The organism is Streptomyces platensis (assembly GCF_008704855.1).
Taxonomy (GTDB): domain Bacteria; phylum Actinomycetota; class Actinomycetes; order Streptomycetales; family Streptomycetaceae; genus Streptomyces; species Streptomyces platensis.
In genome coordinates this window covers 7190681-7215889 of sequence record NZ_CP023691.1, presented here as the reverse complement: position 1 = coordinate 7215889, position 25209 = coordinate 7190681, and the positions used below count along the sequence as shown (strand labels likewise).

Here is a 25209-nt window from a genome sequence, read left to right as displayed (position 1 = left end):
GATCCGAGTCGGACGGCCGCTTCGGACGGCAAGCAGGCGCGCGGGCGCGGCGGTTGCCGGGTGGTGGGCCAGGGCCTTTTCCGGCCCTGGCCGCCCGAACCGGCCCCGGCCCCGCTACGCCCGCGCCGTGTGGACGGTCTGCGCCGACAGGAAGAAGGCATCGGGGCGGCGGGTGATCCCGGCGGCGTCCTCGGGGTCGGTGAGGCGGGCCAGGGCGGTGCGGTCGTCCTCGTCGAGGCGGTCGCCGTACATCTCGCGCGCACGGCTCAGGGTGGTCACGAGGTAGGCGCGGGCGTCGGCGGACAGCGGGGCCGGCAGATCGAGCAGGAAGCTGCGGGTACCCGGCGCGCGCAGACCGGCGTCGGCGAGGAAGGCGGGCCAGTCCTCGGTCTCGTCGACGGTGTCCGGCAGCGCCGCCCGCATCTCGCTGAACCACTCCTCACCGGCCGCGTCGAGCCGGGACTGGAGCCCCGGGCGGCCGATGCCGAGGTCGCGCGGCAGAAAGCGCGGGGTGAGGCCACCCTCGGCGAGGGCGAGCAGTCCGCCGGGCCGCAGATGACCGGCCAGGGCGGCGACCGCGGCACGCTGGTCACCGACGTGGTGCAGGGCCTTGCTCGACCAGATGAGGTCGGCGCCGCCGAGGGCGTCGAGTCCGTCCGGGACCTCGGCGAGCTGGGTGTGGACCCGGTCGGCGAGGCCGAGGCGCGCGGCCCGGTCGCGGGCCCGCTCCAGGAGTGCCCCGGTGGCGTCCACCGCCACCACCTCGGCATCGGGGAAGGCGCGGGCCAGCAGACAGCTGACGACGCCCGGACCGCTGCCGATGTCGAGCACCCTGCGCACTCCGCCGGGGGCGGCGCCGGGGGCGGCCTCGCGCAGCCAGGACGCGGCCTGTTCGTAGAGCGGCGTGTACAGCTCGGCGCCCCGTTCGAGGTCCGGGCCGAGCATCTCCCAGTCGGGGTGGACGCTGTCGTGCCGGTGGTGGTGCCCGGGTCCGGGACGGTCGTGGTCGCTCATACGTCGAGCCTCCGTGACGGGTGGTGCGCGTGCAATCCTGCGGGCCGGCGGCCCCACGTTCCCCCGGGAGCAGGGGTGATCGTAGGGTCTTGGCCTGTGGCTACTCCGGGATGGATGCCGCCGACGGATACCGAGCGGCGGCTGTGCGAAGCAACGGCGCGTGGGGACTGGGACGGTCAGGTCGCGGCGATCGCCGGTGAGGATCTGTATCTGGCGGTACCCCAGCAGGGTCAGGACCCGCTGCCCGTCTACGACGACCCGGCGGCGGGTGCGAAATGCATTCCCGTCCTGACCCGCGGCATGCTCCCGCCGTGGCAGCCGCAGCAGTTCTTCGACCGGGTCTCGGTCGAGGAACTGGCGCAGGACTGGCCGAACGACAAATGGCGGCTCGCGGTGAACCCCGGGACGCCGTGCGCCGCGTATCTCGCCGCGTCCCCCGGCCACCGCGCCGGCTGGCTGCGGGTCCGTGCCCAGGTCGGGGTGCGGCCCGGCGGGCTGCTCGTCACGCACTACGGGAGTGCGCTGCACGGCCCCGTCGCGCAGGGGCTGGCGTGCGGTGCGCCGATCGCGGTGCACCACAGCGTGCCGTGGAACGAACTCGGAACGGCCTTCCTCGACCACGCCGCGGACGCCCAGACCCTGCGCGACCAGTGGTCGGTGACCGATCCCGCCACCTGGCAGCAGCGGCTGGACCAGCTGCTGGGCGGGCAGTTCGTACCGGCGGAGACCGAGACGGCGCTGCGGGCACGGGCCCGGGACGCGGCGGAATCGCCGGCCGTCCCGGAGCTCGTGACCCGGTACGAGGAGCGCTTCCGCGCGGACGGGCTGCTGCCGGCCGACGGCCGGGTGGTGTCCCTGGTGGCGCTGGACCATGCGCATGCCGTCAATCTCGTCCGCTGGGGCCTGAGCGCCCGGCTGTGCGCGCCGCCCCAGGCTGAACAGGCCGTGCAGCAGGTCGCCGCGCGGGCCCGGGAGGTGTACGGCTCGTGGGAGGAGTTCGCCGCGGGCTATGCCCTGGGCCGGATGCTGGCGTTCGACAACGGCTGGTTCGGGCCGCAGTACGCGGAGGCGGTGCATCTGCACCGCGTGCTCACCCAGGACCCGTCCTCGCCGTGGCGCGGGCTGCCCTTCTCCTGACGGGAGGGGCGCCCGGCTGACGGGCGGGCGCCCTCGAACGCCACCCCGCGCGGTGCCGTTCGGTGTAGACGTAGGGCATGGACGTAGCGATCTGCCTGTTCAGCTCCGACCTGCGGCTGCACGATCAGCCGGTGCTGCATGCCGCGCTGCGCGCCGCGCGCCAGGTGGTACCGCTGTTCGTCGTCGACACGGGCATCGCCGACGCCGGGTTCGTGGTGCCCAACCGGGCGGCCTTTCTCGCCGATGCGCTGGCGGATCTCGATGCGGGGCTGCGCGAACGGGGCGGTCGGCTGGTCATCCGTACGGGGGACGTGGTCACCGAGACCTGCCGGGTGGCGGCGGAGGCCGGGGCCGGGGAGGTGCATCTCGCGGCCGGGGTGAGCGGCTATGCGCTGCGCAGGGAGCGGCGGTTGCGGGCGGAGCTGGCGTCGGCCGGGCGGGCCCTGGTGGTCCATGACGCGGTGATCACGGCGCTGCCGCCCGGCGCGGTGCTGCCCTCCGGGCCGGGCAAGGACCATTTCGCGGTCTTCACCCCGTACTTCCGGCGCTGGCAGGCGGCGGGGCGGCGGTCGGTGCTGCCCGCGCCCCGCTCCGTACGGGTCCCCGCCGATGTGCGGTCCGAGGAGCTGCCGTCCGCGCGGGTGCTGTGCCCGGACGGCACGCCGTCGCCCGCGCTGCCGGAGGGTGGCGAACGGGCGGGGCGCCGGCGGTTCGGGGCCTGGCAGCGGTCGGGTATGGCCGACTACCAGGACCGGCAGGACGATCTGCCGGGCGATGCCACCTCGCGGCTGTCGCCGTATCTGCACTTCGGGTGCCTGTCGCCGGTGGAGCTGGTGCACAAGGCGGCCGGCCGGAGCGACGCCGGTGCCGAGGCATTCGTACGGCAGCTGGCCTGGCGGGACTTCCACCATCAGGTGCTGGCGGCCCGTCCCGACGCGGCGCGCGCCGACTACCGCGCGAGGGGGGACCGCTGGCGGTTCGACCGCGCCGAGGTGACGGCGTGGAAAGAGGGCCGTACCGGCTATCCCGTGGTCGACGCGGGGATGCGGCAGCTGCTGCACGAGGGGTGGCTGCACAACCGGGCCCGGATGCTGGTGGCGAGCTTTCTGACCAAGACGCTGTATGTGGACTGGCGGGTGGGCGCCCGGCACTTCCTGGATCTGCTGGTGGACGGCGATATGGCGAACAACCAGCTCAACTGGCAGTGGGTGGCCGGCACCGGAACCGATACCCGGCCCAACCGGGTGCTGAATCCGCTCGTCCAGGCCCGTCGGTTCGATCCCCGGGGCGACTATGTACGGCGCTGGGTGCCGGAGCTCGCGGGCCTCGCGGGCGCGGCGGTGCACCGGCCCTGGACGCTGTCCGGGCCCGAGCGGGCGGCGTACGACTACCCGGATCCGGTGCTGGACCTGGCGGACGGGCTGGTGCGGTTCAAGCGGGCCCGCGGGCTGGACTGAACGGGGCACCGGCCGGCCGTGTGTCGTGGGCGGCGTCCGGTACGGGAGATGATGCAGGGCGGACTGACGGAAAGGACGGATACGACATGGGCGGGAGCGGTATGCGCCGCGGGCTGGACCCGACACAGCTGGACCGGGCACTCGGGGCGGCGGGGCCGAGGAAGCCGGCCACGCTGCCGACCTGGGCCCAGGTCCGTACCGCGCTGCGCCGTACGCCACTGTCCGTGTGGCACGACGATGTGACGGACTGGGCCGCCAGCCTGACGTACTACTCGGTGCTGGCGCTGCTGCCGTCGCTGATCGTCACGGTGTCGCTGATCGGTCTCGCCGATCCGCCGGCCACCGAACAGCTCATCAACCAGATCAGTTCGATCGCCCCGGCCGAGTCGGGCCCGACCGTTCACCGGGCGCTGGTCGGGATGGCGCACCAGCAGACCGCGGCGTGGGTGGTGCTGGGCGGCGCCCTGATCAGTGCGCTGTGGTCGTCGTGCAGCTATCTGGCGGTGTTCCGCCGCGCACTGCACGCCATGCACCGCACGAAGGACGACCGGCCGCCGTGGCGCAAGGCGCCGCGCATCCTGTTCACGGCGCTGCTGCTGATGGCGCTGCTGATCAGCAGTGCGGTGGCGCTGCTGGTGAGCGGCCCGATCGCGACCGCGCTGGGCCGGGCCCTGGGGTTCGGCGAGGCGGGCGAGGCGACCTGGAACCTGCTGAAGTGGCCGCTGCTGCTGCTTCTGGCCACGGTGCTGGCGATGGTGCTGTTCCGTTCCGGGCCGCCCAGTTCCCGCGGGGTGCGCCGGGCGGCCCCCGGCGGTGTGGTCGCCGTCCTGCTCTGGCTGATCTCCTCCGCCGGATTCGCCCTCTATGCCTCGTACGTCGGCACCTTCAACCGGCTCTACGGCTCGCTCGCCGGGCCGGTGGTGTTCCTGATCTGGCTGTGGTTCTCCCATCTGTCGCTGCTGTCCGGCGCCCAGTTCAATGTGGAGCTGGCCCGCGCGGGGCGGGTGGTGCGGCCCCGCAGCGGCAGCTGAGCGGCTACGGGGTCAGCGCACCCCGTGGCCCGGCGCGATGTCCTCGATACGGCGGGCGAGACCGAAGTCGAGGTGGGTGACCCGGCCGCCGATGCTGTGGGTGTTCACCGCGATGCCGACCCGGTTGTAGCCCAGGGTGAGATCGGCATGATGCCCCAACTCCTCCTGGATCTGCGCGATATGGACCACCATGGCGACGGCCGGGACATGCCCGTGGAAGAGGTAGTGACGGCGCAGCGAGTCCCCCTCCACGGACCACCCGGGCAGCTCCGCGAGACGCTCCTCGATCTCCTTGTCACTGAGCGGTTCCACCTGAGCATTCATCACTGCTCACCTCTCACTGTGTGGGCCGGCCGCCGAGGAGCCGGCTTCCGATACGTCGCGCGGTCCGGGCAGCCCCCCGCTGCCGCGGCGACCGCGCCGCTCCCAGCGTGTCACGCCGGGGCTTCTTTCGCCCGTATCGGCGGCGCGGCAGGCACCTCTCCCGTAGGGGTGGGGCCCGCCGCCATAAGGATGGTGTCCGCCGCCCTTGGATCCCCACCCTCCCGTAGGGGGCAGCCGCCGCACCGCCTCCCACCCCTCGGCTACCGTCCCTCCCATGACAACTGCTGCGGCGTCGTCGCCGGAGACGACCACGGGTGTGGGCGCGCTGTTGCGCGAATGGCGCGACCGGCGCCGGATCAGCCAGCTGGAACTGGCGCTGCGCGCCGACTCCTCCGCCCGCCACATCAGCTTCATCGAGACCGGCCGCTCCCGCCCCAGCCAGGAGATGGTGCTCCGGCTCGCCGAACATCTCGACGTCCCCGTACGGGAGCGCAACGCCCTGCTGATCGCGGCGGGCTACGCCCCGACCTTCCCGGAGACCCCGCTGGACGACCCGTCGATGACCGCCCTGCGCGCCGGCATGGAACGGCTGCTGACCGGCTACGAGCCGTTTCCCGCGCTGGTCGTCGACGGGACCTACCAGGTCCAGGCGGCGAACCGCGGGATCACCATGCTGCTGGCGGGCATCGCTCCGGCGCTGCTGGAGCCGCCGCTGAACGCCATGCGGATCACCCTGCACCCCGAGGGCCTGGCCCCGCGCATCCGCAACTTCCGGGAGTGGCGCGGCCATCTGCTCTCCCAGATGGAGCGGCAGTTGGCCCTGCTGCGCTCCGCTCCCCTGCGTGCGCTCTACGACGAGGTGAGCGCCTACCCCCTGCCACCCGGCGGCCGCGAATCGGCCACCGTCGGCGCACACGCCCCCTTCGCCCTCCCCATGCTGATCGAGCACGAGCACACCGTGCTGTCCTTCGTCTCCACCATCGCCACCTTCAACACCCCCATGGATGTGACGGTCTCCGAACTGGCCGTGGAAACCCTCCTGCCGGCCGATCCGGAGACAGCGGCCTTTCTGCGGGAAGCGGAGCTATAGGGGCCGGCGCCACCAACAGACTCACACGGCCGGCACCCGGTCCAGGAACCCGAGGACGGACCGGATCCGCCCGTCCTCCCCCAGCCGCACCACATCGAACCCGGCCACCGGCGCCGCCCCGTCCGCCACGCTGACCAGCTCCCACCCGAACCGCGCGATGTCGTGGTGCCCGTCCACCTCGCCCACCTGCCGGAACTCATAACCGGGGAACTGCGCATGGGCCCCGCCGATCACGGCCGCCAGCCCGTCCTGCCCCGCAACATCGGCCAGCGGATCGGTATACGTCACCTCCGCACCGAACGCCGCCTCGACGGCCTTGCCCAGCGCCCCCTCCTCCCGCGCATTCCACGCCTCGAAGTACCGCACAACAGCCGCCGCATACTGGTCCCCCACAACGGACGCCTGCTGCACAACCCGCTCCTGATGCTGCGTCATACCGAACTCCCCACTCCTCGCAGTACATACCGCCTGCTGCCTGAACGGCATCGTGGCCTGACACCGCTTCACGGGCCGGAGTGCGCCGGCCCGTGAACCGATGCCTTCACCTTGCCGGGTGGCGGGGGTGAGGGTCGATTACCTGCGAGGTAATGAGCGCTCAGCGGTGATAGCGGATGTAGCCGTCGCCGTCGGAGTCGGATCCGCTCTTCGTGTAGGAGTGGACATCCGAGCGGCTGCCGGAGGGCTTGTACAGGTAGATCGTGTCGCGGTCGTTGTTCCACAGGAAGTTGCAGTTGTCGCGGTAGACCACGTTGTACCGGTCGGAATCGGTGCCGTGGCCGCCCCGGAGCTTCACGTAGTCCCCGGGCTGAAGGTAGTGGCCGGCGGTGAAGGTGAAGCGGTTTCCGGTGGCGTCCTTGACGACGTACCCCTTGAGGTTGATGGTCGCCGACGAGTAGTTCTTGATCGTCAGGTACTCCTGGTGCGTGTTGCCCGAGGAGCATCTGTTGGAGTCCCGACCGGGCGCGTCGTACTGGACCCCCCGGATCTTCAACGCCGAGTGGTACTCAGCGGCTTGAGCCGGCGCGGCGGCAAGAAAGGACAGCGCGCCGGCCAGGGCGGCGGCAGCGGCGACAGCAGGACGCTTACGCAAGAGAGATCCCTCCACAGTCTGATGAACTCGTGTTGCATGTGGAGGACTTGCGAAGGGATGCGATGGTTGCACGCTGAACAACATCGATCGAACGCGACCGGAAGCGATCATTCAGGCCCCGCCCCGACCTGGACGGCGGGGCCCGAACCGACAGGAAGCGTCAGCCCTCAACACCGGGAAACGGGCGCGCAGGCCGGGGCCGAAGGGCGGACGTCAGCCCGACATACCCGGCCAGGGCCACTGCGGCGCGCGCCATGTAGTCGAGCCACAAGGCGGTGAGTTCGGCGGCGTCGGCCACTCCCACGACTCCCCACAAGAAGACGAGCGTGAGTGCGGCGGCCGCCGCCACTGCGACCGCATAGCTCACAAGCACTCCGCCTCTCCTCCCGAGCCAACTCCCCAGCAGCCCTGCCGGGATCTGCACCACCACATGGAAGGTCACACACCCGAACAGGGCACCCAGCAGAATCATGACCGGCGGCAGATCCGCCGTGGGATCGTCGGCCGGCGCCGCCCCGTAGGCATCCACCCACCCCGGCGTCACCAGGAAGGTGAGCACCAACAGGGCGCCGCTCAGATGCATCGCACCAAGGTGCACCGCCACTCGACGAAGCCACACCGTCGCACGTCTCGCCGTCATTAAGGCTGGGTAGTCGGACCCGGTACTCATGCAACCCCCATCTGCGCTTGGTCAGATCTCCTCATGCATCAGGGGTCAGTATGGGCGGGTCGTCTTTGATGAGGTCGTGCGGGATCCAGTGCGCACGCTGCCGACTGCGGGCGCCAGCGGTGTTGGGCGCGGCCGGACCGGCCGGTATCCGTGCAGGTCAGAGTGCATAGCTGCGGTAGCCGCAGGATCCGGTCCGAGGTCGAGGGGCCGCCGTTCCGGGGACCGTCGGGGGCGGGGTCGGGGAGGCCCGTCAGGCGGTCGGTGAGGGCGCTGTCTCTCCCTGTTACCGCTGCTCGCCTGCCGTCCCGTCGCCTCGCTGGTGGTGGACGTTGCGCAGAATGGGGGGCGGCATAGCCTGGGGGGTATTGCCGCGCTTGTCCCGGTCCCGTGCCGATGGGCGGCATCCGGCGGCGACTGCGGCAAATCCGGGTCCGCCCGTGCCGAGCGGGTGGTCGGTGAGCAACGCCGACGAGAGGACACGCCATGAGTACCCCGACACCCGACGAAAACGCGCCCCCGAGCGAGGCATCGTCCGCCGAGGGAGCGCGGTCCGCGACGGAGCCCGATACCCAGGCCGCCCTGGTCGAGCTCGCGAACAGTATGGCCCTGCTGCCGCAGGCGCCGCCGGTCGAGGGCGAGGAACCGCGTCCGGAGGGCGCTGTCTCGCTGCCGGTCATCGAGCAGGACGGCAATCGCTACATCCCCGTCTTCACCACCGAGGACGCGCTGGTGGCGGCCGGGGGAGATCCCGGCGCTGCGCTCAGCATCCCCGTCGTCGAGCTGGCCGCGAACTGGCCGGCGGACGATCTGTGGCTGGCGGTCAACCCGTCCACCGAGGAGGGCCTCGCCCTTCCCCCCGACCTGGTCCGGGCACTGCCCGTCTTCAGCCAGGCCGGTGCGGAGGGCGGTGGCACGGCCGGGGAGCCCGGTGGGGCCCCTGGCGGATAGCGCCGGCTCCAGGTGACACCCGCGCCACAACCAGCCAGGTGACACCCGCGCCACGCCCCGCCGGGTAACACCCCCGCCAAAGGCCAGCCACACCCCCTCAGGTGGCGCTAGCCCCCCGGCCGGGGCGGGGGTGGACCGGCTGTCGGGGTGGGGGCCGGGTCGGAAGACTCGGCGGTATGACGACGAGTGTGGAAATCGAGGGTGCCGCGGCCGGTCCGGCGGGGGGCTCGGGCAGTGACTTCGCGCGGCTGTCGCGGCGCATCGTGGCGGCGGGGCTGTTGGAGCGCCGGCCCGGTTACTACGTGGTGCGGCTCACGCTGGTGACGGCGGCGTTCGCCGGTGGGTGGGGGGCGTTCTTCGCGCTGGGGGACAGCTGGTGGCAGCTGGTGGTGGCCGCGTTCCTGGCTGTGGTGTTCGCGCAGGTCGCGCTGGTCACCCATGATGTGGCGCACCGGCAGGTGTTCCGGCGGCGCCGGCCGAGTGAGATCGGCGGTCTGCTGTTCGGCAACCTCGGGGTGGGGATGTCGTACGGCTGGTGGATGAACAAGCACACCCGGCATCACGCCAACCCCAATCACGAGGAGCTGGATCCGGATGTCGCGCCGGACATCCTGGTGTGGTCACGGGAGCAGGCGCGGGTCGCCAAGGGGCTGCCCCGTTTCATCGGGCGCTATCAGGCGCAGCTGTTCTTTCCCCTGCTGACGCTGGAGGGGTTCAACCTCCGGGTGTCGAGCATCCGGGCCCTGCGGTCACCGACCATGAAGCACTGGGGCAGCGAGGCGGGGCTGCTGCTGGCGCACATCGTGCTGTATCTCGGCGCGCTGTTCCTGGTGTTGGCACCCGGTAAGGCGCTCGCCTTTCTGCTCGTCCACCAGGCGCTGTTCGGCGTCTATCTGGGGTGCACCTTCGCGCCGAATCACAAGGGGATGCCGACGCTGACGGGCGGCGCCCGGCCGGACTTTCTGCGCCGTCAGGTGCTGACGTCGCGGAACATCCGGGGCGGGGCGCTGATCGACTTCCTGCTCGGTGGGCTCAACTACCAGATCGAGCATCATCTCTTCCCGAGCATGCCGACGCCGCATCTGCGTCGCGCACAGGTCATCGTGCGGGCGTACTGCGCCGAGATCGGTGTCCCGTACCACGAGACGGGGCTGGTCAGGTCGTATGCGGAGGCGCTGCGGCACTTGCGGCGGGTCGGGGAACCGCTTCGTGGTCCACGGGCGTAGGCGTCGCCGCCGCGGCCGTCGCCTCCTCCTGGCGGGCGGTACGGCGGGCCGCCATCCAGGCGTAGACGAGGATGCCGGCGAACAGGAAGAGCACGCCCTGGTAGATCGCGGCGTAGCCGGCGCCGGCGACGAGCCAGAAGGTGAAGCCGAAGGCGGTCAGGGCGAGGGTCAGATCGCGGGCGAAGCGGGCCGGACGGACCTTGTCGCGGCGGCCGCTGAGCAGGAAGTAGACCTGGGCGCCGGCGGCGAGGAGGTACGGGACGGTCGCCGAGAAGGTCGTGATCAGTACCAGGATCTCGAAGACGCCGCCGGAGCCGAGCAGGTAGTTGATCACCGTGAGGGCGCTGGCCAGCACCCCGGCCGCGACGACGCCGAAGGTCGGCACCCCGCGCCGCTTGGTCAGGAAGGGTGCGGGGAACAGCCCGTCCTTGGCCGCGGCGTACGGGGACTGGGCGCTCATCAGCGTCCAGCCGTTGAGCGCGCCGATGATCGAGACGACGGCGGCGATGGCGACGACCGTGCCGCCCCAGTGGCCGCCGAACATCGCGTTCACCGCGTCGGAGAACGGTGCCTGGGACTTCACCAGCTTGTCGTGGGCGACGGTGCCGAAGACGGCGACGGTGCCCAGGAGGTAGACCACGGCGGAGCCGATGGTGCCGAGGACGGTGGCCCGGCCGACGTTCCGCTCCGGGTCGCGGACCTCGCCCGCGCTCATCGCGGCGGACTCCACACCGACGTAGGAGTAGAGCAGGATCGCGGCGGCCGCGGACATCCCGCCGAGCGCGCTGCCGCTGCCCTCATGGAACGAGCCGAGGTTGGCCGGGTCGAAGAAGAACAGCCCGACGACGGCGATGAAGAGCAGCGGGATGAACTTCAGGACGGTGGAGACCGTCTGGACCAGGCCGACGTAGCGGGTGCCGGCGAAGTTGGCGACGGCCGGCAGCCAGAGCGCGCCGAGGGCGATCAGGAGGTCGGTGGTGTCGGAAGGGCGGCCCGGCAGGAGCACATGGACGTAGCCGACGATGGCGACCGCGAGCGCCGCGTTGCTGACCCAGGTCATGGTCCAGTACGACCAGGCGGAGAGGAATCCGGCGAAGTCGCCGAAGGCCTCGCGCGCGTAGACGTAGGGGCCGCCGGTGTCCGGGTGGCGCTCGGCGAGCCGGCCGAAGACCAGGGCGAGGGCGACGGCACCGATGGTCAGTACGCCGAAGGCGACGAGGCTGACGGTGCCGAACGGGGCCACCGATGCCGGCAGCAGAAAGATGCCGCCACCGATGATGTTGCCCATCACTAGGCAGGTGGCGGTTCCCAGACCGAAGCGGCGGGTGTGCCGGTCGTTCATGGCGTGGAGGGCCTCTCGTCGTGCGCTGTGCACCCGGGGTTACCGAGCGGAGTTCATCGTCGGCGATCGGTGGCGTCCGCCAAAATCAACGGGATTTGTCCTGTGCGGCGGGGTCCTGGGGTGAAAAACCTTCGGGGCGACGCGCCCCGTGCCGGAGTTCGTCCGCGGCGGGCCCGAGGGGCAGTTGGGGCCCCTCGGCCTCCCCCAGCCAGCGGCGCAGCACCCGGTGCACCTGTTCGGCGCCGGTCAGCGGCTCACCGTCCGGGGCCGGCGGGGTCAGCTCGGCGGGCCACAGCAGGAAGGGGTGGCTCTGGGCGCCGCCCAGCCCGCCGTGCGAGCCGATCTGCTCCTCGAAGGCGTGTACCGCGCCGGTCGCCGGGTCGCAGGCGGAGTTGACCATGAGGTCGGCGACATGCGGGAAGCGGTCGGTACGGCGTACCGCGTCGGCCGCGCCGTCGCCGAACGGTGCCAGCGGGTCGGCGCCGATGAGGTGTCCGGTGTCGAGATGGTGCTCGGCACCGGCCGGGCCGAGCACCACCGGGCCGTGCACCGCGGAGCGGACCAGCAGAAAGCCGATGCCGGGGTGGTTGGCGAGGGTGGCGAGCAGGGCGGGGTGCCGGCGGTCCAGTTCCTCGCGGGTGATCCGGCCGGGCACGTCGGGGAACGACACCAGACCGAGGTTTCCGGAGGCCAGCACGAGGGGGTGGGAGGAGCCCGGCCCGGCCGTCCGCGCCGGGCGCTGCCCCGCCGTCTCCTCGGGCCGGTGCAGTGCGGCCCGCGCCGCCGCCCTGGCCTCGGCTCCGCTCGGCGTACGTCCCGCGCGGCGCGGCACCGGCAGCCCGCATCCGGCGCGGACGAGATCGCCCAGGCTCAGCCCGTAGCGCTCCAGGAACGTCGGCCCGTGGCTCTGGCCGTGGTCGGAGAGCACCACGACGCGGTACGGGCGCGGTGCGTGCCGGGCGGCCCTGGCGATCAGGGCGAGGGCCCGGTCGAGGCTGCGCAGGACCTGGAGCGCGTCCCGGTGGGCGGGGCCGGAGTGGTGGGCCACCTCGTCGTAGGCGACGAGGTCGGCGTAGATGGCGGTGCGGCCGGCGAGCAGGTCGCCGATGACCGCGGCGACCACCACATCGCGCTCGACGACCGTGGCGAAGGCCCGGATGACGGGGTAGAGGCCGCCGCGCTTGACGCGCGGCCGTTCGCGGCGGAAGCGGGTGCGCAGCGACTGGACGATCTCGCGGACGACCTCGGCGGCGAAGGAGACGGCGGTACGGGTCGCGTTGGCCGGGTCGGAGAAGTAGGCGAAGTAGCCGGCCCGGGAGCGGTTGTCCTTGCCGCGCCGGGCCGCCACCGACATCACCAGGGCGACCTGGTCGGCGCCGCCGCTGAAGAGGTTGCCGCGGCTGGCGCCGTCGTAGGAGAGCAGCCCGCCGTCGCCGGTGCGCGCGATGGCACGGCGCTGGAGTGCGGCGGCGCTGCTGGGCCGGTTGCTGACGATGACGGTGCGGGTGTCCTTCTCGTACCAGCGGAAGGCGGGCAGATCCTCGTTGCTGCCGTGCAGGAGGGCGAGCTGGCTGGCGCCGGTCTGGCTGGACCAGTCGGTGCGCCAGGGGGTGAGGCGGTGGCTGTCGCCGGTCCAGCGGGCGAGAGTCGGCATCAGCGGCCGCTCGCCCCGGACGGCGTCGCGCAGCAGGTCGTGGCCGACGCCGTCGAGCTGGAGGAAGACCGTGCCGGGGGTGGCCGGGCCGGCGGCGGGGCGGGCCCGGCGGCCGCGGCGGCCGGCCAGCCGGACCAGCCGTCGGTGGTAGGCCTCGTCGTTGCGTACCGCGAGGAAGGCGGAGGTGGCCGAGGAGGCGGCGGACATCGCGGCCGCGACGATCACCGCGGTCTCCGGCGCCGCCTGGCCGCGCCCCTCCGGGATCAGATCGAGGGCGAGCAGCAGCAGGGAGCCGTTCAGGAAGAAGACCAGCAGTCCCAGAACGAGCGCCGGTACCAGCAGCAGGGCACGGACGAGAAGCGGCCACACCAGGGCGCTGAGCAGGCCGAACGCGCCGGCGCCCAGTGCGGCGGTGACGGCGGTGCGGGTGAGGCTGTCACCGCCCGGCGACTGGAGCCGGAAGTCGGGCAGCAGCCCGGCGAGCACGAGCAGGGTGAGGCTGGACACGAGCCAGACCGCGAGCACCCGGAACAGGGCACCGCTGAGCGCCTTCCACCCCGGCATCCGCACGCCGTGCCACCTCACCCTCCGGCCCGCCCCAGCACTACGGGCCTGCCGCCAGCATGGCACCAGGTGCGGGGGAGGGTCAGGGCCAGGGGTGCGCCCGGTCGGCCGCTCCCCTGTCGGCCGCATTCCGGGCCGGAGGGTGGAGGATCGAGAGGACTGCACACGGGAAGCAGTCGGGAACAGACGAGAAGCAGGGGAACCGCACACGGGAAGCGAGACGACCGCCCGCGGGACGGGCCGGTGCGTCGGGACGGGAGGTGCTCGGTGTCGGTGGAGGTCACCTGGTGGGGGCATGCCACTGTGACGGTCGAGGACTCCGGGGTGCGGGTGCTGACGGATCCGCTGTTCGTGCGGCGGCTGGCCCACCTGCGGCGCCGGCGGGGCGCGCTGCCGCCGGCCGAGGCCGCGCGGGCCGATGTCGTCCTGGTCTCGCATCTGCACGCCGACCATCTGCACCCCGCCTCGCTGGCCCGGCTCGCGCCGGGGACCCGGCTGGTGGTGCCGCGCGGGGCGACCGCCGCGGTGCCGGGGCTGCGGAGGGTGGCCGCGGCCCGGGCGCTGCGGGTCACCGAGCTGCGGGCGGGCGAGGAGTGCGCGGCCGGTGCGGTGACGGTCCGTGCGGTGTCCGCCGCGCACGACGGGCGGCGGCTGCCTTACGGACCGCGCCGGGTGCCGGCGCTCGGCTATGTCGTGCGGGGCGCGGCCCGGACGTACTTCGCGGGCGACACCGGGCTGTTCGAGGAGATGGCGGCGGAGGTCGGGCCGTGCGAGGTGGCGCTGCTGCCGGTGGGCGGCTGGGGCCCGTTCCTCGGGCACGGCCATCTCGACGCGCGGCGGGCGGCGCAGGCGGCGGCGCGGCTGGCACCGCGCTGCGCGGTCCCGGTGCACTACGGCACGTACTGGCCGATCGGGCTGGACGCCGTCCGGCCGCATGAATTCCATGCCCCGGGCCAGGAGTTCGAGCGGCAGCTGGCGCGGCTGGCGCCCGAGGTGACGGTGCACCGGCTCGGGCACGGCGAGTCGGTCCGGCCGAAGGTCGTGTGATGACGCTCGTCGGTGAGCTGGTGCGGAGCGTGCCGCCGGAGTCGACACAGCAGGTGGTCGGCTATCCGTCGCTGTTCCTGCTGGTGGTGCTCGGGTCGCTGGTGCCCGTGGTGCCGACGGGGGCGTTGGTCAGCTCGGCGGCGGTGGTCGCCTTCCATCACACGGCGCCGTTCGCGCTGCTGATGGTGTTCGCGGTGGCGTCGTGCGCGGCGTTCCTCGGCGATGTGGGGCTGTACGCGCTCGGGCGGCGCGGCAGCCACTCCCCGCTCGGTTCGCGCTGGCTGGCCCGGCTGCGCGGCCGCGCCTCGCCGGAGCGGCTGGCCCGGGCGCAGCACCGGCTGCGGGAGCACGGGGTGCTGGTGCTGGTGCTGTCCCGTCTGGTGCCCGCCGGGCGGATCCCGGTCATGCTGGCGTGTCTGCTCGCGGCGATGCCGCTGCGGAGGTTCATCCGTGGCGACCTTCCGGCGTGTCTGGCATGGGCGGCGACGTACCAGCTCATCGGGCTGCTGAGCGGTTCGCTGTTCCGCAGTGCGTGGCAGGGCGTGGCCATGGCGATCGCGCTGACCATGGTGCTCGGTGCGGCGCCGGCCGTCTGGCGGCGCATCCGGCCGCTCCGCGGCGAGGGCGGGTCGTAGGTCCCGTCGTCCACGGACCCGTCCGCGGCCCGCCCGTTCCGCTCGGCGGCGGCGCTCAGGGTGCGGCCAGCACCCGGGAGGCGCCGACGGGCAGGTCCCAGAGGTCCTCGCGGGGGCGGCCGGTGGCGGCCCAGGCGGCGCGGACGCGGTGCAGCGGTTCCAGGGGCGGCTCGCCGGAGAGCAGAAAGGTCGACCAGTGCATCGGGGCCAGCGCGCGGGCGCCCAGGTCATGACATGCCTTGACCGCCTCCTCCGGATCGGTGTGCACCGGCCGCAGCATCCAGCGCGGGTCGTAGGCGCCGATGGGCAGCAGCGCCAGATCGATGCCGGGGTAGCGGCGGCCGATCTCCTCGAACCAGTGGCCGTAGCCGGTGTCCCCCGCGAAGTGGATCCGCCGCCCGTCGGGCGCGGTCAGCAGCCAGCCGCCCCACAGGGAGCGGCAGGTGTCGGTCAGTGTCCGCTTGCTCCAGTGGTGGGCGGGGACGAAGTCGAAGCGTACGGGGCCGCCGGGGGCGGGCAGCTCGACCGCCTCCCACCAGTCGAGGTCGGTGACCTGGGTGAAGCCGCGCCGGCGGGCCCAGGGCGCCAGTCCGGCGGGCAGCAGCAGCGGGGTGTCCCGGGGCAGCCGCTTGAGGGTCGGGGCGTCGAGGTGGTCGTAGTGGTTGTGGCTGATGACGACGGCGTCGACCGGCGGCAGGTCCTCCCAGCGGACGCCCACGGGGGTGACCCGGGCGGGCGTGCCGAGGATCTTCCGGGACCAGACCGGGTCGGTCAGTACGGTCAGCCCGCCGGCGCGGATGATCCAGCTGGCGTGCCCGACCCAGGTGAGGGCGAGGGTGCTGGGGCCGGCGGCCGGCATCGGGCCCGGTGCGAAGGGGAGTTGCTGGATCTCGGGGAGTGTCTCGGGGGGCGGGCGGAGTTTGCCCTCCCGGGCGATCCGGGCCAGGGCACGGACGCCGGGCAGCGGCGCGGTCAGCCGGTCGGTGAAGTCGCGTGGCCAGGTGCGGGGTTCGCCCAGCGGGCGGGGTGGGGCGAGCGGGGGCGGGGTGGCGTGCGGGAGGACCGGCGCGTCCGCGGTGGCATGCCGGGGGACCGGCCCGTCCGCGGTGGTCTGACCGGTGGCCGGGCCCGCGGGGCGGGCCGCTCCCCCGGCCGCTCCTCGGGCGGCTCCCCCGGCCCCTCCCCCGCCCGTTCCGCCGCCGTCGCCGGGCGCGGCGGGCGGGAGTCGCTCGGTGTCGGAGGGCTGCTCGGCGAGGGAGCGCTCGGTCTGTTCGGTCATCGAGGGGCTCCTTTCGGTGGACGGAACCGGGGCGGAGTGGGGGCGAGGTGGCGGCGTGGGCGGGCGCCGGGCAGCGGTGCGGTCAGCCGTCCGCGGACGTCGTGAGTCCGGCCAGGGCGCGGGACAGCGCGGTCAACGCCTCGGTGATGTGCGGGAGTTCCAGCGGATCGGGGGCCGCCAGGGCACGCCGTCGCTGCTCACGGTCGGCGCCCAGCAGCGCCTCGGCACCGAGCCGTACCCGCAGGGCGCCCGGCGCGTCGCCGAAACGGTGTCCGCCGCGCGCCGCCCAGGGTGCCAACTTCCGCTCCAGCGCGTGCGATTCCACGATCCCGCGGGCCCCGAGGGGGCGGCGCAGTGGTTCGAAGTCGGCGTACAGATGGCTGCCGGAGTGCGGCGGACGGCAGACCGCGCCGGCCTCGGTGACGACGTGGTGGAGCGCCGCGGCGAGCGTGCCGTACACCCGGGCGACGGTGGCCGTCCGGGCGCGCACCTCCTCGGGCTCGCCGAGCGCATGGGTGACGGCGCCGGCCAGCGGCCCCGGCAGCGGTGTACGGGACGCGGCGAGCGCGTCCAGCACCGCGGCCCGGAGAGCTGCGCCCCGGTCGGTGCCGGGGAAGCGGGCCAGCGCGGCGGGCCAGGCGGCGGGCACCAGCGTGGCCCGCAGGTCGGTGAGCACCACGACCCCGTCGGGCAGCATCTCGGCGGGGCTGAGCAGCACGGTGTCATGCGGATCGTGCAGCAGATCGCGGCGGGTCTCATCGCTGATGACCCAGAGCCCTTCGTCCGCCGCCGCTTCACAGACCTCGTGGAGCTGTTCCGGCGCGGGGCAGGTGCCGGTCGGGTCGTCGGCGACCGACAGGACCAGTACGCGGGGTGTGTCGCCATCCATCCGGGCCCGGCGGACGGTCTCCAGCAGTGCGAACGGGTCGGGCACGCCGCCCGATTCCGCCGGTACGGGGGCATGGTGCACCGGCCGGCCGAGCAGCCGGGCGGGGGGTGCGTACGACGCGGAGCAGGGCCGCGGCAGCACCACCGCCCCGCCGGCCGCCGCGTACAGCGCGAGGAGCAGCGCCGGCGCGCCGGGGGCGGCGAGCACCCGGTCGGGGGTGGTGGCCAGGCCGCGGCGTTCCCAGTAGCCGCAGGCGGCGGTGCGCAGCGGGGCGGCGCCGCCCAGGGGTTCGGCTTCGGTGCGGTCGGCGGCCGCGGAGAGGTGTGCGGCGAGTTCCGGGAGGACCGGCAGGCCCACCGGCGGATCCGGGTCCGGCTCGTGCCGCGGATCCCGGGCGGTCCGCTGCATCCGTACCTCCACTCCACGACGGCGGGTCGATCATGGGCCCATCACATGAAGGGCGGCACCGTCCACCTTGGCAGATCACGGGGGTGGCGACGGGGGGCGACACGTCAGCGGAGGGTGGGACCGGTGCTCAATCCGCCGGGCGCAGCGGCGGCGCCGCGTAGCGATACACCGTCACCATCTCGCCGCCGCCCCAGTCCTGCCGTTCGGTGGCGCGGCGCCGCCAGCCCAGCCGCTCGTAGAGGGCGACGGCCGCGGTGTCGGTGGCCTTCACCTCCAGTACGGGCCGCAGGCCGCGGGCCGCCGCCTCCGCCCCGACGGCGCGCAGCAGCCGGCCGCCGAGGCCCGCACCGCGTGCGGCGGGTGCGACATAGAGCCGGCTGACCTCGGCGCCGCACAGCGCCGCATGACCGGCGATCGTGCCGTCCGTCTCGGCGACCCAGGCGGCGGTCAGCCCGTCGGGGGTCAGCCAGCGCACCGGGTCGTCCGGCCAGTGGTGCGGATAGCCGCTGTGGGTGTGCACCTCGGCCAGGACGGCCGCACAGGCGTCGAGGTCGCTGTCCTGGCGTCTCCTGATCATCCGGGCATGGAAGCACAGCCCGCCGGGGCCCGGCAGCCCGTGGGCCGCCCGGGTCGGACGCTCCGCGGCGCCGCGCGCGGGGCCCGCGCGGCGGGATCCTGCCTGTTCCAGGCGGTCTGGGGTACAAGGTGGCGCATGCGATCGCTACTGACCCATCTCGACCGGCGGACCTTCGACCTGATTGCGGCGCGCGAATGGCCGGGCGCGCAGCGGGTGCTGCCCCGGCTGACCCGGAGCGCCAATCACGGGCTGCTGTGGTTCGGCCTCGCGGCCGGTGCGGCCGCACTGGGAGGCCGGCCGATGCGCCGTGCCGCGCTGCGCGGAGTGGCCTCGCTGGCCGTGGCATCGGCCACGGTGAACACCCTCGGCAAGCGTTCCGTACGGCGGCAGCGCCCGCTGCTGGAAACGGTGCCGGTGATACGGCAGCTGCACCGCCAGCCCCTCACCTCCTCCTTCCCTTCCGGGCACGCGGCCTCCGCGGTGGCCTTCGCGACCGGAGTGGCCATGGAGAACAAGTGGTGGGGGCTGGCGCTGGCGCCGGTCGCCGCCTCGGTGGCGTTCTCCCGCGTCTATACGGGCGTGCACTATCCGGGTGATGTGCTGGCGGGGGCCGCGCTGGGGGCCGGTGCGGCGTTCGCGGTGCGCGGTTTCGCACCGACCCGCGCCCAGCTGGCGCCGCCCGCCCGGCCGCGCGCGGAGGCGCCCGCGCTGCCGGGCGGCCGCGGTCTGGTCGTGGTGGCGAACCAGGCCTCGGGACAGCGTTCCGGCCCCCGCCCGGACCGGGCCGAGGAGGTACACGGGGTGCTGCCGCAGGCCGAGGTGACGGTGTGCGGCGACCCGGACGGGCCGTCGCTGGACAAGGCCCTCGAAGATGCCGCGGAACGGGCCAGATCGCTGGGTGGTGCGCTGGGCGTGCTCGGCGGGGACGGCACCGTCAACGCCGCGGCAGCGGTCGCGGTACGGCACGGGCTGCCGCTCGCGGTGCTGCCCGGCGGCACGCTGAACCACTTCGCGTATGACCTGGGGATCGAGACCTATGCGGAGGCGGCCCGCGCCGTGGAGACCGGGGAGGCCGTCGCGGTGGACGCGGCGCGCTTCCGGGCCGGGCCGCATCTGGAGGGGCGGCAGTTCCTCAACACCTTCTCGATCGGCGCGTATCCGGAGCTGGTGCGGATCCGCGAGCGGTGGGCGGGCCGGATCGGCGCCTGGCCGGCCGGGGTGCTGGCGGCCTGGGAGGTACTGCGCACCGCCGAGCCGCTGACCCTGCGGATCAATGGCGAGCGGCGCGCCGTATGGCTGCTGTTCGTCGGCAACTGCCAGTACCGGGGGCTGGGATTCGCGCCGGTGCGGCGGCACGATCTGGCGGACGGGGTGCTCGATGTACGGGTGGTGCACGGCGGCCGGCTGGCCCGCACCCGACTGCTCCTCGCGGCCCTGTCGGGCACCCCGCGCAGCACCCCGGTGCTCGGTGAGGCGCGGCTGTCCCGGCTGCGGGTCAGCGATCTCCCGGAGGGCACCACGCTGGCCTTCGACGGTGAAGTGGCCCACGCACCGGGCGAGTTGACGCTGGACAAGCACAAGGAGGCGCTGACGGTCTATCGCCTGCTGCCCGAATGATGGGACCTCGCTCTCACTGATCGGGATGACGAGGCGCGGCCTGATCAGCGCGCCGGGGGGCGGCCGCAGGACGGTGCGGGCGGCCGCCGGGCGGCGACCGGGAGCACCGCCGGGCGCTGCCCGCTCAGCCCGACCGCAGGGACCACCGTCTCCCCCATCCCTCCGACGGCCCAGTCACACCCCCTCCCCGGCAGATAAATCCCATTAATCCCGATATGCATGGGGCGTGACCCCTCAACGACGCCTGACCGCGATAGCGGCGCTGACCCTCCTGGCGGTGGGCTGCGGAACCCAGCAGGCCACCGGCCCCGCCCGCTCCGCGCCGTCCGCCTCACCCGGCGGCGCCCGAGCCTCCGCCCCGGCCGGCTTCACCCTCCTGGCCACCGGCGATGTACTGCCGCACGGCGAGATAATCCGGCGGTCCGGCGACGACGCACACGGCGGCGGCCATGACTTCCGTGCCATGTTCGCCGGGGTGAAGCCGGTGGTCTCCGGCGCCGACCTGGCGATCTGCCATATGGAGACGATCTACGGCAGGGACGGCGGGCCGTTCACCGGCTACCCCAGCTTCAAGTCCCCGCCCCAGGTCGCCGCCGCCCTCAAGGACGCCGGTTACGACTCCTGCTCCACCGCCTCCAACCACACCCTCGATGACGGCGCGGACGGGGTGCACCGCACCCTCGGCGCCATGGACGCGGTCGGTCTGCGCCACGCCGGCTCGGCCCGCTCCGCCGCCGAGGCCTCCCGGGTCACGCTGCTGCGGGCCGGCCCCGCGAAGGTCGCCCAGCTCTCGTACACGTACGGCACCAACGGCATCCCCCTGCCCGGCAAGGCGCCCTGGACGGTCAATCTGATCGACCGCGAGAAGATCCTCACCGATGCCCGCGCCGCCCGCCGGGCCGGTGCGGACGTGGTGGTCGTCAGCATCCACTGGGGCACGGAGTGGCAGCAGCCGCCGGACGAGCAACAGCTCACCCTGGCCCGCGCGCTGACCGCCGCCCGCACCGGCGGACGGCCCGACATCGATCTGATCCTGGGCACCCACGCCCATGTCCCGCAGCCCTACGAGAAGGTCAATGGCACCTGGGTCGTCTACGGGATGGGCGACCAGCTCGCGGGCCATATGTTCAACCACAGCGACCAGCCGGACGGCCGCGGCAACCAGAGCTCGATGGCCCGCTTCACCTTCGCCGGTCCGACCACTCCCGGCGGGCGCTGGACGGTCCGCAAGGCGGAATTCCTCCCCCAACTCACCGATGTGAACGACGGCTTCCACGTCGTGAACCTCAACGCGGCGCTGGCCGACCGGCCCGGCCGCAGCGACTATGCACGGGCCCGGGACAGCATCCGGGAGATCGTGTTGTCGCGGGGCGCGGCGAAGAGCGGTCTGATGATGGCCAAGTGATCGCGTCCCGGCAGGTCCCCCAACTAGGGTGGCCCGTATGGACATTCTGGGGACCTCATTGCGGGTGTGCGTCGGTGATCTCGATTCCGCGATCGGCGTCTATGAACGCCTGACCGGCGCCGAGGCGATCCGCTTCCAGCGCGGCGGGGTGGCCGTCGCGGCCGTCGGATGCTTCTTCCTGATGAGCGGCCCCGAGGCGGAGTTGTCGGTGCTGCGGAAGATCACGGCAACCCTCGCCGTCAAGGACGTCGATGAAGCGGTGGCCGCCCTGAAGGCGGTCGGCGCCGACATCATCGCCGGCCCCCTGCCCACCCCGATCGGCCGCAACCTGGTCGCCCGCCACCCGGACGGTTCGGTCTTCGAGTACGTGGACCGGAGGCAGGACGGGGAAGGGTAGAGCGGGTCCGGCGTATCAGGCCGGACCGGCCTGAGGACCAAGCATCCCAGCCGTCCCGGAACGGGTCACTCGACGGTCACCGTGCAGCTCGGCGTTGATCACCGCACTTCGCCGTCGCCCCCACACCGCCAGGCGTGCCCCGCCGATCCGCCTCGATCCGCAGGACACGCCCCAGCGGCGCCGCACCACTCCGGCGGGGGCGGACCGGACTTCAGGACACGTCCAGCACGATCTTGCCGCGGGTGCGGCCCGTCATGCTCTCGCGGAAGGCCTCGGCCGCCTCGGACAGCGGGAAAGCGGACGCGACCGGCACGGTCAGCTTGCCGGCGTCCGCGAGGGTGCCGAGGGCGGTCAGGTCGGCGGTGTCCGGTCGGACCCACACCATGTGGCCGCCCTTCGCCTTGACCTCGCCGTCGGCGATCGAGGCCACCCGGCCACGGTCCTTGAGGAGCTCCTGCGAGACGTCCACGACGCCACCGCCGACGAAGTCCACGGCCGCGTCGATGCCTTCGGGGGCGAGCTCCCGGACCCGGGCGGCGAGGCCGTCACCGTATGTGACCGGCTCGGCGCCCAGGGACCGCAGGAACTCGTGGTTGCGCTCGCTGGCCGTGCCGATGACGCGGGCTCCCCGGGCGACCGCGATCTGGACGGCGAGCGAGCCGACACCACCCGCGGCCGCGTGCACCAGAACGGTCTCGCCGAACGTCACCCCGACCCGGTCGAGTGCCTGATAGGCCGTCAGTCCGGCGAGCGGGAGCCCGGCGGCCTGCCGCCAGTTGAGCGACGCCGGCTTGGGTGCCAGGGTCCGGACCGGTGCGGCGACCAGTTCGGCGAAGGTGCCGTGCTGCACCTCGTCCTTGCGGACATAGCCGATGACCTCGTCACCGACCGCGTACTCGGTGGCGTCCGCGCCGACCGCCTCGACCACGCCCGCCACGTCCCAGCCCGGGATGAGCGGGAAGTGCCCGTACATCATCGGGTCCAGATAACCGGCGAGGATCTTCCAGTCCACCGGATTGACCCCGGCCGCCTTCACCCGGATCAGGAAGGAGTCCGGGCCCACCTTCGGATCGGGCTGGTCGGTGTAGGTGAGGACTTCGGGGCCGCCGTAGCTGTTCGCGATGATTGCCTTCATGATTCGTGACAACGCGTGACGACCGGGGTTCATTCCGGGTCGCGTGGCCGGTCACCGAAATGGCGTACGAGGCGTGCGGGGCCGGGGCGGACCGGCTCGGCCCATGTGACGCAGCTGGGTGCGCAGCAGGAACGGGACACGTTCGCCGATCGCGCGCTTGCCGTACACGGGGCCGTTCATCCACTACACCGGCCGCATCCGGTACTCGTAGCGCTCCGGGAGCGGATGCGCGGACCGGGCCGCGGCGCGGACCTCCTCGGTGACCGGGCCGCCGCCCGCGACCAGTTGCTCGGCGATGGCGTACCAGGTGTCGCCGAGCACCTCGTCGCCCTCCCGCAGGCCGGCGATCTCGAAGCCGGCCTCGAAGACCTCCCGGGCCGCGGCCGGCTGCCCCTGGGCGAGCAGCACCTGTGCGGTCAGCAGCCGGTAGCGGCCGTCGGACGGGTCGGCCGGGCGCAGGCCCGCGAGCAGCTGCGCGGCCTCCTCGGTACGGCCGGCCACGAGCAGCGCCGGTACCGCCTCCCGGGCGAGCGCCGGCAGCACCACCCGCCAGGCCCGTGCGGCCGGGTCCGGTGCCGAGGCCGCCCGCGCCGCTTCGGCACAGGCCTGCGCATACCGGTCGGCGGCGCGGGCCGGCTCGCCCGCCGCGGACTCGGCGACCGCCAGGCAGTACAGCGGCAGACAGCCGGCGCCGTGTCCGAGGGCCCGCTCCCAGCTGCGGACGGCCTGGGCGCGGTCGCCGGCCTGCCACTGGGCGAGCCCCAGGTGGTAGTCGATGGACGGGCCGGGCGGTGCGGACTCCAGCAGATCGCGCCAGGCCGGCGCGGTCAGCACCGGTCCGGGTACCGGGCCGCCGGCCGGCAGGTCCCCGGTTCTCAGCAGCGTCAGCCATGGCTCCTGCTCGGCGCCCAGGGTGGCCGGACCGAAGGGCGTACCGGGCAGGTCCAGGCCCGTGCGGGCCACCTCCAGTGCGCCCCAGCCGGAGCCGGTGGCCAGCGACTCCTTCGGTTCCTGGTCGGCGTACGGCAGCCAGGCGGCGTAGGCGGCCTCGACATCCGCCCGGGGCAGGGCGGCCTCCAGCCGGGCGGCGACCTCGTCGCGGGCCACGCCCCAGTCCGGGCCGTGCACCGCCGCGGGGTCGGTGGCGAGCGGCCCGTACGCCTCCAGCCAGCTGAACTCGCCGCCGGCGTCCAGCGGCACATGCTCCAGCTGGGTACGGGCCAGCCCCGCCTGGATCTCGGCATAGCCGCCGCTGCCCGGTTCGGTGAGCCACTGCTGCCAGCGCCGCCCGGCCCGGCCGGCGCCCCACAGGAAGAGCTTGCGGCCGCGCAGGGTGTCGGTGGAGGTCTGCACCAGACCGCGGCCGTCGGCGTGGAGGGAGGTGACCCAGCGGCGGGTGCCGTCGGGCACGTCGTAGAAGTAGTCGGCGGGGTAGGTGCTGCGCAGCGGGTAACTGCGGTCGGTGCCGTCGGTGTCGGGGACCGGGACGCGGCGCAGGGTCCGTTCGTAGCCGAAGTGCCAGGCCGCGTCGGCGGGGGCCAGGACGCGGGTGCGTTCCCCTTCGGGCACCGCGGTGTTGGACCACCAGTAGACCGGCACGGTGTGGTGGTGCGGATTACGGATGCGCACGCCCACATGGAGGAAGTCGGAGTCCTCGGGCAGCCACAGGTCCACCTGGAAGGGCAGATCGCGCAGCCGCTCCCACTCCCACAGCCGCAGCATTTCCCCGCCGTCCGGCGCCGGGACCCGGGCGGCGTGCAGCGGGGCGCAGGACAGCGTGGTGTGTCCGGTGGCGCCGATGTTCCACTCGATACCGCCGGAGAACCAGGCGCCGTTGAGGGCGAAGGCCGCGGGCTGCAACACCGGGTTGCGGTAGAGGAGTTCCCGGTCGGTGGGCTTGTGGTGCAGGGAGTGGACCCGGCCGCCGAAGCCGGGCAGGACGGTGGCGCGCAGCCGGTCGTTCTCCAGGACCAGTGCGTCGAGGTCGGTGGGGCGGCGGGACCGGCCGTAGCCGTCGCGCATTGGGGCGGGCAGGATCGAGCGCAGCGGTGCACAGCCGATCTGCCGCGCCATGTCGGCGGGCAGTCCGGCGTCCTGGGGGACCTCGATGTGGTGCGCGTCCTGACCGGGCCGCAGCGCGGGGAGCGGGCTGTCCGGGCCGAGGGGGGCGGCGGGGAGGGTCAGGGTGGTGCGTCGCACACTCGTGGCCACGGCTGCCTCGCAATGCTGGACCGGGCCACCTCGGCTGCGGCGGCCTCCTGTTGACCATGGAA

Annotated in this window: 23 protein-coding genes; 11 read left to right on the top strand and 12 right to left on the bottom strand. The window is 73.4% G+C overall.

Annotation, left to right across the window (positions count from 1 at the left end; translation table 11 throughout):
• Positions 1-114 precede the first annotated feature (114 nt).
• On the bottom strand, positions 115-1014 hold the full coding sequence (locus tag CP981_RS31910; protein WP_085922626.1) for a class I SAM-dependent methyltransferase: 900 nt from the start codon (positions 1012-1014) through the stop codon (positions 115-117).
• 114 nt (positions 1015-1128) lie between these two features.
• Here CP981_RS31910 and CP981_RS31905 point away from each other — a divergent pair, with 114 nt between their 5' ends.
• From CP981_RS31905 to CP981_RS31895, 3 genes are all read left to right on the top strand, one after another.
• On the top strand, positions 1129-2151 hold the full coding sequence (locus CP981_RS31905; RefSeq protein ID WP_085922627.1) for a DUF1266 domain-containing protein: 1023 nt from the start codon (positions 1129-1131) through the stop codon (positions 2149-2151).
• Between the two features lie 77 nt (positions 2152-2228).
• Positions 2229-3608 (top strand): cryptochrome/photolyase family protein, encoded by a 1380-nt coding sequence (locus CP981_RS31900; RefSeq protein WP_085922628.1) that lies wholly within the window; start codon positions 2229-2231, stop codon positions 3606-3608.
• Between the two features lie 86 nt (positions 3609-3694).
• Positions 3695-4639, top strand: a complete 945-nt coding sequence (locus CP981_RS31895) for a YihY/virulence factor BrkB family protein (RefSeq protein ID WP_085922629.1) — start codon at positions 3695-3697, stop codon at positions 4637-4639.
• Between the two features lie 12 nt (positions 4640-4651).
• On the opposite strand, the gene CP981_RS31890 is transcribed toward CP981_RS31895, so the two are convergent.
• Positions 4652-4963 (bottom strand): 4a-hydroxytetrahydrobiopterin dehydratase, encoded by a 312-nt coding sequence (locus tag CP981_RS31890; protein WP_085922630.1) that lies wholly within the window; start codon positions 4961-4963, stop codon positions 4652-4654.
• 274 nt (positions 4964-5237) lie between these two features.
• Between CP981_RS31890 and CP981_RS31885 the strand changes: the two genes are divergently transcribed.
• Positions 5238-6053, top strand: a complete 816-nt coding sequence (locus CP981_RS31885; RefSeq protein ID WP_085922631.1) for a helix-turn-helix domain-containing protein — start codon at positions 5238-5240, stop codon at positions 6051-6053.
• Positions 6054-6074: 21 nt separating this feature from the next.
• Here CP981_RS31885 and CP981_RS31880 read toward each other — a convergent pair whose 3' ends face one another.
• From CP981_RS31880 to CP981_RS31870, 3 genes are all read right to left on the bottom strand, one after another.
• On the bottom strand, positions 6075-6488 hold the full coding sequence (locus tag CP981_RS31880; RefSeq protein WP_085922632.1) for a nuclear transport factor 2 family protein: 414 nt from the start codon (positions 6486-6488) through the stop codon (positions 6075-6077).
• Between the two features lie 160 nt (positions 6489-6648).
• On the bottom strand, positions 6649-7143 hold the full coding sequence (locus tag CP981_RS31875; RefSeq protein ID WP_085922633.1) for a lamin tail domain-containing protein: 495 nt from the start codon (positions 7141-7143) through the stop codon (positions 6649-6651).
• Between the two features lie 160 nt (positions 7144-7303).
• Complete coding sequence (locus CP981_RS31870) at positions 7304-7726, bottom strand: hypothetical protein (RefSeq protein WP_244329876.1); 423 nt, start codon at positions 7724-7726, stop codon at positions 7304-7306.
• Between the two features lie 570 nt (positions 7727-8296).
• Between CP981_RS31870 and CP981_RS31865 the strand changes: the two genes are divergently transcribed.
• Complete coding sequence (locus tag CP981_RS31865) at positions 8297-8761, top strand: SseB family protein (protein ID WP_085922634.1); 465 nt, start codon at positions 8297-8299, stop codon at positions 8759-8761.
• 176 nt (positions 8762-8937) lie between these two features.
• Positions 8938-9987 (top strand): fatty acid desaturase family protein, encoded by a 1050-nt coding sequence (locus CP981_RS31860; protein WP_085922635.1) that lies wholly within the window; start codon positions 8938-8940, stop codon positions 9985-9987.
• Here the strand turns inward: CP981_RS31860 and CP981_RS31855 are convergent.
• On the bottom strand, positions 9917-11329 hold the full coding sequence (locus CP981_RS31855; RefSeq protein ID WP_085922636.1) for an amino acid permease: 1413 nt from the start codon (positions 11327-11329) through the stop codon (positions 9917-9919). The two genes, CP981_RS31860 and CP981_RS31855, sit on opposite strands and share 71 nt — an antisense overlap.
• Positions 11330-11414: 85 nt before the next feature.
• A complete protein-coding gene (locus CP981_RS31850) occupies positions 11415-13547 on the bottom strand; it encodes a phage holin family protein (RefSeq protein WP_085922637.1) in 2133 nt (710 codons plus the stop codon).
• 267 nt (positions 13548-13814) lie between these two features.
• Here CP981_RS31850 and CP981_RS31845 point away from each other — a divergent pair, with 267 nt between their 5' ends.
• Positions 13815-14594 carry an MBL fold metallo-hydrolase gene (locus CP981_RS31845; protein ID WP_085922638.1) on the top strand — a complete coding sequence of 260 codons (780 nt, stop codon included), beginning with the start codon at positions 13815-13817 and terminating at the stop codon, positions 14592-14594.
• A complete protein-coding gene (locus tag CP981_RS31840; protein ID WP_085922639.1) occupies positions 14594-15229 on the top strand; it encodes a DedA family protein in 636 nt (211 codons plus the stop codon). Before CP981_RS31845 ends, CP981_RS31840 begins: the two co-directional genes overlap by 1 nt.
• 55 nt (positions 15230-15284) lie before the next feature.
• On the opposite strand, the gene CP981_RS31835 is transcribed toward CP981_RS31840, so the two are convergent.
• From CP981_RS31835 to CP981_RS31825, 3 genes are all read right to left on the bottom strand, one after another.
• Positions 15285-16508 (bottom strand): MBL fold metallo-hydrolase, encoded by a 1224-nt coding sequence (locus tag CP981_RS31835; RefSeq protein WP_085922640.1) that lies wholly within the window; start codon positions 16506-16508, stop codon positions 15285-15287.
• An 82-nt stretch (positions 16509-16590) separates the two neighbouring features.
• Positions 16591-17805, bottom strand: a complete 1215-nt coding sequence (locus CP981_RS31830) for an aminotransferase class I/II-fold pyridoxal phosphate-dependent enzyme (RefSeq protein WP_085922777.1) — start codon at positions 17803-17805, stop codon at positions 16591-16593.
• 127 nt (positions 17806-17932) lie between these two features.
• The gene (locus tag CP981_RS31825) at positions 17933-18382 is read right to left on the bottom strand and encodes a GNAT family N-acetyltransferase (protein WP_085922641.1); all 450 of its coding nucleotides are present in this window, start codon (positions 18380-18382) and stop codon (positions 17933-17935) included.
• A gap of 135 nt (positions 18383-18517) precedes the next feature.
• On the opposite strand from CP981_RS31825, the gene CP981_RS31820 reads away from it, so the two are divergent.
• From CP981_RS31820 to CP981_RS31810, 3 genes are all read left to right on the top strand, one after another.
• The gene (locus CP981_RS31820; RefSeq protein WP_085922642.1) at positions 18518-19999 is read left to right on the top strand and encodes a phosphatase PAP2 family protein; all 1482 of its coding nucleotides are present in this window, start codon (positions 18518-18520) and stop codon (positions 19997-19999) included.
• Between the two features lie 226 nt (positions 20000-20225).
• Positions 20226-21404 carry a CapA family protein gene (locus CP981_RS31815; protein ID WP_085922643.1) on the top strand — a complete coding sequence of 393 codons (1179 nt, stop codon included), beginning with the start codon at positions 20226-20228 and terminating at the stop codon, positions 21402-21404.
• A gap of 37 nt (positions 21405-21441) precedes the next feature.
• Positions 21442-21801: a VOC family protein gene (locus CP981_RS31810; RefSeq protein WP_085922644.1), complete on the top strand. Its 360-nt coding sequence runs from the start codon at positions 21442-21444 to the stop codon at positions 21799-21801.
• A 211-nt stretch (positions 21802-22012) separates the two neighbouring features.
• On the opposite strand, the gene CP981_RS31805 is transcribed toward CP981_RS31810, so the two are convergent.
• Positions 22013-22936: an NADP-dependent oxidoreductase gene (locus CP981_RS31805; protein WP_085922645.1), complete on the bottom strand. Its 924-nt coding sequence runs from the start codon at positions 22934-22936 to the stop codon at positions 22013-22015.
• A gap of 183 nt (positions 22937-23119) precedes the next feature.
• Positions 23120-25147 (bottom strand): DUF5107 domain-containing protein, encoded by a 2028-nt coding sequence (locus tag CP981_RS31800; RefSeq protein WP_085922646.1) that lies wholly within the window; start codon positions 25145-25147, stop codon positions 23120-23122.
• Positions 25148-25209: the final 62 nt, after the last annotated feature.